This window comes from Desulfovibrio oxyclinae DSM 11498 (assembly GCF_000375485.1).
In the GTDB taxonomy this organism is placed as follows: domain Bacteria; phylum Desulfobacterota; class Desulfovibrionia; order Desulfovibrionales; family Desulfovibrionaceae; genus Pseudodesulfovibrio; species Pseudodesulfovibrio oxyclinae.
Genome location: NZ_AQXE01000030.1, coordinates 1 through 1,726 on the forward strand (window position 1 = coordinate 1; position 1,726 = coordinate 1,726).

3 protein-coding genes are annotated in these 1,726 nt (G+C 52.3%); all 3 read left to right on the forward strand.

Translation table 11 applies throughout. From position 1 onward, the window contains the following. Positions 1-512: hypothetical protein (locus B149_RS18780; protein WP_040373126.1), on the forward strand; the 512-nt coding region annotated here is incomplete at its 5' end. Between the two features lie 2 nt (positions 513-514). After that, positions 515-865: a hypothetical protein gene (locus tag B149_RS18785; protein ID WP_169332935.1), complete on the forward strand. Its 351-nt coding sequence runs from the start codon at positions 515-517 to the stop codon at positions 863-865. Next, a partial coding sequence (locus B149_RS17630) for a tyrosine-type recombinase/integrase (RefSeq protein ID WP_169332936.1) occupies positions 858-1,726 on the forward strand: 869 nt, incomplete at its 3' end. The genes B149_RS18785 and B149_RS17630, both read left to right, overlap by 8 nt.

Genomic DNA, 1,726 nt, shown 5'->3' on the forward strand with positions numbered 1-1,726 from the left:
AGGATGCGTTCAAGAGCCTTGAAAATGTCTGGGCCTATTGCACGCAAAATTGGCTCAAGTTCCAAACAAGCGGCAAGCATCATACGCAACGCCGCACCTTGCCGTGGTGGAAGAAGGTCCAGCAAAGCTACCTCGGTGTGCATGATCCGGTACCGTCCATCAGAGCCAAGGCCATTCGCAATGACCAGAAGCAGCTAAGCGCCCAATTGGTCGGTCTGGCTACTTCGCTTGCGGCCACTTTGGATGAAGAGGATGGAAAACTCTATCCCGATTCGCTTTGTTCCGTGGATTTGGAATCGGTTTTCCATGAAGCAATTTCGATTTCCGGCAAAACGCCGCCCGAACTACTCGAAAGCATCACCGAAAAGAAATCTAATTATTACAGGGACAAATTGAAATACCGAATTTTGAATTCGGAGCGATTCAAATTCGGACTTCCGGCTGATTCGGATGCACTCGGAATTCCGCCTGAAAAGCAGTCCATTTTCGATTTCGAGGCCGAGGGAGAATAGAGATGGGCATGACGACTCAGCTTGGACGCAAATTCAGCCCGAAAGAGACCGCCGATTTCTTCGAGGTTGCAGAGTCCACGGTGATGCGGCATCCTGCCCGTTACGGCGGTGTAAAGCTAGGTCGTCGTGTCCTGTTCTTTGAAAACCTCATAGGCGAAGCAATCAGGAGGCATTATGCCTTACAAGTTGAAGAAGAACGGGAAAACCGTCTGGATGGCGCAAGTCAAACTGAACGGTCGAAAATACAGGCGGCAGTTTCAGACAAAAGCGGACGCCAAGGCGTGGGAAGTCGAAAGGAAGAATGCCACGGCAGAGCCGGAAGAGCCGACGATCCCCACGACCTCCTTGCTTGAACTGGCGAACCACTACCTGAATTACGCGGTCAAATTCGCGCCCAAGACCTACAGCGAGAAACGAACGGCCTTCAAACGGTTCTTCAAGAGCATTGATCCGCACAAGGCGGCTCAGGACTTCAGCAAGAAGGACGCTCTGGATTACCTTCAAGCCCTGTTTCAGGAGAAAAGCGGATATTCCACCAACAAGGAACGCAAAAACCTTGCAGCAGCATGGAATTACGGCATCAAGTTCCTTGAAGGGTTTCCGACTTTGAATCCGTTTCTTGCCGTTCCGCGATTCCCGGAACAGCGCCAGAACCGATACATTCCGCCTGAAAAAGACTTCTGGAAAGTCTATGCTCAGGCAGAAGGGCAAAACCGTGTCCTGCTCCTGACCTTCCTGCATACAGCGGCAAGGCGTGGGGAGCTGTATCGGTTGCAATGGAATGACGTTGATTTCGGCGGGAAAAGGCTGCGACTCGGCACACGAAAGCGTCAGGACGGTTCCATGGAATATGAATGGCTACCCATGACGGATGAGCTATACCGCACACTTCTGGATCACAGACAGCAGGCGGTAAACGAATGGGTGTTCGTACAGCCATCGGGCCGTTTTCAGCACAAGCCCTATACCGAGAATCGGGGCTTTCCGCAGAATCTCTGCCGCAAGGCTGGGATAACGCCGTTTGGGTGTCATGCGATACGGCATCTTACGGCGTCGATTTTGGCGAACAACAATGTTCCCATGATCGCGATTCAGCAAATCCTCAGACACAAGAAGCTTGCGACAACGGAGCGTTATGTACGGGGAATGGAGCCGATCCGACCTCACCTTGAGATATTGCAGGGCGGCATGAAGGCAAGCCTTGATCCCGGCCA

What these genes read in the sequence shown, in the direction of transcription:
- B149_RS18785 (WP_169332935.1), top strand. Translation starts at nt 515, where the DNA reads ATGGGCATGACGACTCAGCTTGGACGCAAATTCAGCCCGAAAGAGACC.